The sequence below is a fragment of the Petrocella sp. FN5 genome (assembly GCF_029210395.1).
Lineage (GTDB): Bacteria > Bacillota > Clostridia > Lachnospirales > Vallitaleaceae > Petrocella.
This window is the reverse complement of record NZ_JARGDP010000021.1, coordinates 38563-45919: the sequence shown is the minus strand read 5'-3', so window position 1 is coordinate 45919 and position 7357 is coordinate 38563. Positions and strand designations below refer to the sequence as shown.

Genomic DNA, 7357 nt, shown 5'->3' with positions numbered 1-7357 from the left:
TTTTTTCTCCTTTTCATCTTACTTTGAAATTTTTTATTTATAGAAACAAGTTGGGTATAAACATGACAATACCCGGTACAAATGTTATAAGCAATAATACAGCAACCATAATACCATAGAATGGTAGCAAAGATTTGGTCATTTTCTCTATGGATACTTTTCCGATGGCGCATCCAACAAAAAGGGCGCTACCAACAGGCGGTGTACATAATCCAATAGCAAGTGCAAGAATTAGTACGACACCAAACTGAACCGGATCCATACCTAAGCTTGTAACAACCGGCAATAGAATGGGGGTTAGAATCAATATGAGTGGTGCCATATCCATAATACACCCAAGTAATAGGATGAGCACAAGTATAAGCAATAATAATAGAGTCTTGTTTTGAGTAATGGTCAATAATGCATTGGTTGCTAGTGCAGGTACCTGTAACAAGGCCAACATATGACCAAAAGCTTTGGCCGCTGCTATTAGACTTAGAACCAGAGCGAGGGTTTTTAAAGCATTATATAAGATATTACCCATACGTTTTAAAGGTATTTCTCTATACACAAAAAATGTTATAACAAAAGCATAAAGGCAGGCAACCGCTGCTGATTCTGTAGCTGTAAATACACCCGAAAGTACACCACCCATAATAATAACGGCGGTCATAAGACCAAAGAAAGCGTTCATGGTGATTTTCACTTTTTCTTTAAAAGGAATCTTATCCCCTTTTGGATAGCCCCTCTTAACGGCAATGATATAACTTAAGATCATAAGGCCAACCCCAAGAATAACACCCGGTAACATGCCACCAAGAAACAAACGACCAACAGAAACGCCACCGCCGGCTGCTAGAGAATATATAATCATATTATGACTTGGAGGAATGATCACCCCTTGACATGAGCTTGTTACGGTTACGGCAACAGAGTAATCATCATCATAGCCATTGTCTTTCATCATAGGAATCAATATGGCACCAATTGAGGATACATCGGCAACAGCTGAACCGGATATTCCACCAAAAAACATACTGGCTAGAATATTCACTTGTGCCATACCGCCTCTTACACGTCCAACCATAACATTGGCCAGTTCAATAAGTCGCCTGGATATGCCTCCGGCACCCATGATTTCACCTGCTACTATGAAAAAAGGAATAGCCATGAGGGAACTGGACTCAATACCTTTTACCATTTTTAAAATAATGGTCATTAGTGGCACTTGGTAATATAAGGCTGTTAGAACAGAAGATAGGGCTAATGAAAAGGTTACAGGTACTTTTAATATTAAAAGAACAAAAAATGAGATTAATAATATAGCGATTGCTGTACTTGCAACTGGCATTAGTTTTTACCTCCTAAGGATAGATTTTTTAAGGATTCTATAACTTCATCATCTTGAGTCTCTTCTTCGTTTTCAATTAAGCCAAGTAACTCCATAAGACTGTCAAAAACAACGAATACACCTGATATTGGAACGATAATGTATAAATAACCTGTTGGCATTTTTGTTGCCGGCATCGTAGAAGCCATCATAACCATCGCTAGCTGCCATCCATAGACCACCATGATGACACCAAAGGTTAATATACATAGGTCAACAAATTTTAGTAATACTTTTTGAACAGGTTCCGGGAACATTCTAAAGAATAATTCAATACTGATATGAAGCTTTTTCTTGACACCTAGTGCTAAAGCAATAAAGCCAAACCACACCATCATAATCAATGGCACTTCTTCTGACCACCTCAGACTAAAATTAAGAACATATCTAGAAAAAACTTGAATACAGGTTAGGATTGTTATCAGTACCAACATGATTTGCCCTAAGACAACCATAACTTTATGCAGTTGATCAACAATTTTTCTTATCTGATTCATGGGTAGTACTCCTTTCACTTGATTCATAACGGTATTAATATATAGTGCTGTTCATCAACACGATTCATGTTTGTTGTACTGTTTTATTATAGAAAGCCGGATTTCCATCCGGCCCTCTATCCATTATATGGTTAAGGTATAACAATTATGGCTACTTAACTGCTTGAACTTGTTTAATAAGGTCTGTATATTCAGCTGCGTATTTTTCATATACAGGTTCCATTGCTGCAGCAAATTCTGCTTTGGCTTCCGGTGTTAATTCTGTAATGATACTGCCTGCCGCTTCAACTTTTTCTCTTGACTCAACTTCTTTTGCATTCCATTTTTCAATTTGGAAGGCTTGAGCTTCTTTGGCAGCTTCTTTCATAATTGCAAGATCTTCAGCTGATATCTTTTGCATTGCTATGCTGCTTGCGATAATTATTTCTGGAACCCTTACATGACCATCAATGGTGTAATATTTTGCTACCTCATAGTGTGAGGAAGTATCATAACTTGGCCAGTTGTTTTCTGCACCATCGATAATGCCTGTTTGAATTGCACTGTATACTTCACCATATGGAAGTGGCGTTGGAGATGCACCAAGTGCTGCTACCATGTCCATCATAAGTTCACTTTGCATAACTCTAAATTTAAGTCCTTTTAAATCCGCTAAGGATTTGATTTCTTTTTGAGAATTGTAGAAGTTTCTTTGACCTGGATCAAACCAACCAAGGCCTACAAAATTCGCTGATTCAACACTCTTTAAGAAATTTTCCCCAATTTCACTATTAAGAACACTCCACATATGGTCTGCATCACGATAAATATATGGCAATTGTAATACGTTAAGTGATGGTGAAAACTCAGTTAGTGGCGCAATACTTGTTCTAGTTAGATCAATGGCACCAATCTGTACTTGTTCAATAACGTCTTTTTCTTCACCAAGTTGAGCTGCTGGGAATACTTCAATCTTAACACGGCCTTCTGTTTTTTCTTCTACAAGACGCGCAAACTCATAATCACCCAAAGTGGTTGGATAATCTGCTGGGTGTGTTTCTGCAAGCTTTAATATAACTGCTTCAACCGGTGCTGGTGCTTCTGTAGGTGTTTCTGCTGTTTCTGCTGGTGTTTCTACAGACGTTGCTGCTGGTTCCTCTGTTTTCGCACATCCGACTGCAAGTACTGCCATCATAGCTACGATCATCATAATACTAAGTAACTTCTTAATCATTGGTGTTACCCCCTTGTGATTTGTTGGTTTATGTAACAACTACATGTTCATCATACAGGGGGGCAATGCCTTCAACAATTCATAATCTTGTTATTATCATCATAATCTTGCGTCATCGTATGTTATTAAGAATCCTTCTCACTAAATCCATGACATTTTTGAACAAATAGCATGATTTTGTTCTTTATTCCATCTCTTGAATCCGTTTGACAATTTCCAAATAGTCGTTGGCATATCTATCATATAATGGACGAACTGCTTCTACAAAAGCTTCTCTATCTTCTATTTCTGTTATGATTGAACCTAACTCTCTAAGCTTTTTCTCCGATTCTTTTTCTTCAATGCGCCATTTATCTCTTTGATAGATTTCAGATTCTTTGGCACAAGCCATAATAATTTCTAAATCTTCTTCTGTGATTCGATCTAAGATTTTTTTGCTTGCAATCAACATTTCCGGTACGCGTACATGTTCATCTATGGTAAAATACTTGGCAACTTCATAGTGTAGAGATGTCTCATAACTAGGAAAGTTATTCTCAGCACCATCAATAACACCCGTCTGAATTGAACTATATACCTCACCATAGGCCATGGGTATCACTGAAGTGCCTAATGCCCTTGCCATTTCCACCATCAATTGACTTTCCATAACTCGAAACTTTAATCCTTCTAGATCAGATAGAGTCTTAACTTCCCTGACACTGTTGTAAAAACTACGGGCACCACCATCATACCAGGCCAGTCCGATCAAACCCTTATCTTCAATACTCTCTAAAAAAAAGTCTCCTATATCGCTATTAAGTACTTGCCACATATGATCACTATCACGATAAATATATGGGAGCTGAAGTACATTAAGCTGAGGTGAGATCTCCGCCACTTGACCCATGCTTAATCTTGTAAAATCTATAGCACCAAATCGAACTTGATCTAAAACCGCTTTCTCAGGTCCCAACTGCTCCGAATCATATACTTTGATGATAATACGGCCCTTTGTACGCTCTTCAACAAGACGTGCAAATTCTTTATCTGCCTTTGTTGTCGGATGATCGGACGGATGGATTTCAGCTAATCTAAAATAGATGACTTCCGGTTGTTTGACAACAGTTGCCCCTTGATCACTACAACCTGTGGTTAGAATAAATGTCATAATTATTGAAATCCATATTCTACTTATCTGCTTCAACTTCATCACCATCCTTTTTGGGCATACTTGTGTTATACCACTTGTTGCGATAGTCCGAGGGGGTCATCCCCTCATATTTCTTAAATACTCTTGTAAAGTAATTAGAGTCGAAATAGCCAATCTCATAACCGATTTCCTTGATGGACAGCAATGAGTTTTTAAGAAGTCGTTTTGCCACTATAATTCTGACCGAGCTAACATAGTCAATAAAGTTCGTATTCAGATGCTTCTTAAACACCTTGCTAATATAGCTTGGACTTAGGTCACAAATTGAAGAAAGCTGATCTAATGTTATATTTTCCGCATAATGTAAATTAATATATACAATGAGTTTATCCAGAATAATCGACGTTTTATCTGATTTTTGCTTGTCCAATTTCTCCATATATTGATTACAAAAGTCTCTTAGAAGATATTTGGCCTCGTGATGATTGCTTATTTTCATGGTTTGATTAAACAAATCAAAAGTATAAATGTCTGATTCATAAATATTATCTGATACCCGCTCTCTTATTAAAACAAAGTGTTCATAAAGCTTAATACGAATCATCTCCAAATCTTCTGATCCAGAAGATATGTCTTCAAATAATAAATCAATATATTTATTAAAGGCAGCTTCATCCTTGTCTTTTAAGCTTTTTACCAAAGCTTGAAGATCTTGCTCATTTCTTGAATCCCTCGTAGGTATACGTTTGTTACAGTTAGCTTTAGCTGTAGAAAATGATTTCCAAAGGCAATCTAGTTTATTGCAGATGTCACCGATACCAAAATCTGAGTATAGCTGATGCTCTAAGGCAAATAAACTACCGACTTCATTAAGAATTTTTCTTATTTTTTCTTGGATTTGCAGTAATTCATTTTGACGCTCACCCATTATAAAAATGTAGATGTAATCTTTGATTATTGTTGAGTATTTTTGTCTTACAATCTTATTGATTCTTGTATCGATGGCATCTAATAAACGTCTTCTCATAACTTGCAGTCTAAGTCCAGATGAAACCATTGCCTCATCCGCATTGGCACGTACCACTATGCCCATACCACATTCAAATTTGATGCCATTAAAGTCTAAGTATTCTTTACCTTGTTCGTTTTCAATATCACCATTTATGACCGATGATAAAAATTCATTTTCTAGATATTTGGAAACTTGTTCTAATTTAGATGCCATCATTTCTTTTGTTATTGCCTGTTGTTTTTCATCTTTTAGGGTTTTAATCGCTCTATTGATAACCTCTACTAAACGCTCATTGGATGCGGGTTTTACAATAAAATCCTCAACACCCAATTTAATGGCCTCGTGAGCATAATCAAACTGGTCATAGGCTGTTAGAAAAATCACTTTACTATCTGCCAGTATTTTTTTTAAAACTTTGACAGCTTCAATACCATTAAGTCCCGGCATCTGTATATCCATCACAATAATATTAGGGCTATTTAAAGCCGCACTTGATATGGCTTCTTGACCATTGGCTGCTTCATAGAATTCAAGATCTTCATTTAATTCTTTATTTAATATAAACTTTATAGCTTCTCTTTCAATGGATTCATCATCAACAATTAATATTTTATATTTTTCCATCTAAATCATTCCTTTCAAACTTGAATTCAACACAGGTGCCTGCACCTTTTTTACTCATCATTCTAAAGGATCCTTTATGTTGGTACATAATCTTGAAGCGATGATATACATTGCTAATACCGATACTATGGTGTTTCATTTCAGTAAAACTAAGCACTTCCTTCAAACGCCTTGGTGTCATGCCCACACCTGTATCAGTGATACGTAGAATAATCCATTCCTTATTATCTATTTGAAGGCTTTTAATCTTAATACGTATCTTACCGCCTTCAACCTTAGGTTCAATACCATGTATAATGGTATTTTCAATAATAGGCTGTAACATAAATATTGGTACACTCACTGACTTAGTACCTTGGTCTGCAACGATTTCATAGGTCAAACGCTCCTTGAATCTAAATTTTTGCAAGTAAATGTATTCCTCAGCAATCCATAATTCTTCCTGAAGATTTATAACAGTAGACTGATTCTTAAGTTTATATCGAAATAGATTAGACAGGGCTTGAATAAGTTTGGTTGTATCTTCTGCTCCTTCAAACATAGCCGTTCTAGATATGGTATTTAAAGTATTAAATAAGAAATGGGGATTGATCTGGGATTGAAGTGCTTCAAATTGAGACTCTCTTAGCAACTGTTCCATACGAACAACTTCTAGTTCTTCTTCATGAAGTCGCTTTTCTATGACCACCTTTTCTTTTAAGTCATCCACATACTGTCTGATATTATGACTCATTATATTAAAGGCATCTGATAGGGTTCCGACTTCATCTTTTGAAATGATGACCATTGGTTCAACATCAAGGTCTCCTGAAGCCATTTTCATGGAATTAGATGCCAAGTTTTTAATTGGATTAATAAAAGAATTGACAAAGAACAAGACGATAAACATCGTAAAAAGAGCACTGATGGCAATTAGAAAAATAGAAATTCTTCTCATAACTACCGCTTCTTCGGCAAGCTTATTATATAGTTCATTACCTTCTCCTAAGCTTAAGTATAACAGCTCTTCTATGTAGGATATGACATAAACTTCAATACTTTCACCTTCATAAAAAGCATTAAAGTAAGTGGGTATATTCTCTTCTCTTTCTTCTATTGCCTTATCCCAGTTCTCATACATAGCTTCTGAAGCATTGCGTATGGCAACGATGATAAAGTAGGCATCGGTAGACGTCAATTCCGCTTCAAGGTCTTCCACTTTTTCCATTAGATCTACTTTTTTTCTTGTATAGTTTTCTTTATCTTCCGGGTCAAGCTCTCGCAAGTATCTTGATACCAGTGTCTTATTTTCACTTGTCATGACCAGCAAACTATTAATGCCATAATAATTGTTCATAGTATCTTTAAACTGATCCACAATTTTATAATTATTATTGTTTAAATACAAATTAAAAAGACTTATGATTGCAATAACAATAAAAAAGTACAACAGGAGTTTTACTTTTATTGACAAGTGCAACCAGAAGTCTTTAAGTCTTTTCATAGCGTTCTTCCTTTCAGGAAAGAT

Annotated in this window: 6 protein-coding genes; all 6 read right to left on the bottom strand. The window is 36.0% G+C overall.

Annotation, left to right across the window (positions count from 1 at the left end; genetic code table 11):
• Positions 1–37: 37 nt before the first annotated feature.
• The 6 genes from P0N36_RS07355 to P0N36_RS07330 all read right to left on the bottom strand — a co-directional run bounded on the left by P0N36_RS07355 (position 38) and on the right by P0N36_RS07330 (position 7333).
• The gene (locus tag P0N36_RS07355; RefSeq protein ID WP_275842203.1) at positions 38–1333 is read right to left on the bottom strand and encodes a TRAP transporter large permease; all 1296 of its coding nucleotides are present in this window, start codon (positions 1331–1333) and stop codon (positions 38–40) included.
• On the bottom strand, positions 1333–1869 hold the full coding sequence (locus P0N36_RS07350; protein ID WP_275842202.1) for a TRAP transporter small permease: 537 nt from the start codon (positions 1867–1869) through the stop codon (positions 1333–1335). The genes P0N36_RS07355 and P0N36_RS07350 overlap by 1 nt, the downstream gene beginning before the upstream one ends.
• A 151-nt stretch (positions 1870–2020) precedes the next feature.
• The gene (locus tag P0N36_RS07345; protein ID WP_275842201.1) at positions 2021–3082 is read right to left on the bottom strand and encodes a TRAP transporter substrate-binding protein; all 1062 of its coding nucleotides are present in this window, start codon (positions 3080–3082) and stop codon (positions 2021–2023) included.
• 184 nt (positions 3083–3266) lie between these two features.
• Entirely contained in the window at positions 3267–4274 is a 1008-nt protein-coding gene (locus P0N36_RS07340; RefSeq protein WP_275842200.1) for a TRAP transporter substrate-binding protein, read from the bottom strand.
• Positions 4252–5850: a response regulator transcription factor gene (locus P0N36_RS07335; RefSeq protein ID WP_275842199.1), complete on the bottom strand. Its 1599-nt coding sequence runs from the start codon at positions 5848–5850 to the stop codon at positions 4252–4254. The genes P0N36_RS07340 and P0N36_RS07335 overlap by 23 nt, the downstream gene beginning before the upstream one ends.
• The gene (locus tag P0N36_RS07330; protein ID WP_275842198.1) at positions 5837–7333 is read right to left on the bottom strand and encodes a sensor histidine kinase; all 1497 of its coding nucleotides are present in this window, start codon (positions 7331–7333) and stop codon (positions 5837–5839) included. Before P0N36_RS07330 ends, P0N36_RS07335 begins: the two co-directional genes overlap by 14 nt.
• Positions 7334–7357 lie beyond the last annotated feature (24 nt).

Excerpts from the sequence above, each read along its gene's own strand:
- P0N36_RS07330 (WP_275842198.1), bottom strand. The coding sequence starts at position 7,333 with ATGAAAAGACTTAAAGACTTCTGGTTGCACTTGTCAATAAAAGTAAAA.
- P0N36_RS07355 (WP_275842203.1), bottom strand. The coding sequence starts at position 1,333 with ATGCCAGTTGCAAGTACAGCAATCGCTATATTATTAATCTCATTTTTT.
- P0N36_RS07350 (WP_275842202.1), bottom strand. The coding sequence starts at position 1,869 with ATGAATCAGATAAGAAAAATTGTTGATCAACTGCATAAAGTTATGGTT.
- P0N36_RS07345 (WP_275842201.1), bottom strand. The coding sequence starts at position 3,082 with ATGATTAAGAAGTTACTTAGTATTATGATGATCGTAGCTATGATGGCA.
- P0N36_RS07340 (WP_275842200.1), bottom strand. The coding sequence starts at position 4,274 with ATGAAGTTGAAGCAGATAAGTAGAATATGGATTTCAATAATTATGACA.
- P0N36_RS07335 (WP_275842199.1), bottom strand. The coding sequence starts at position 5,850 with ATGGAAAAATATAAAATATTAATTGTTGATGATGAATCCATTGAAAGA.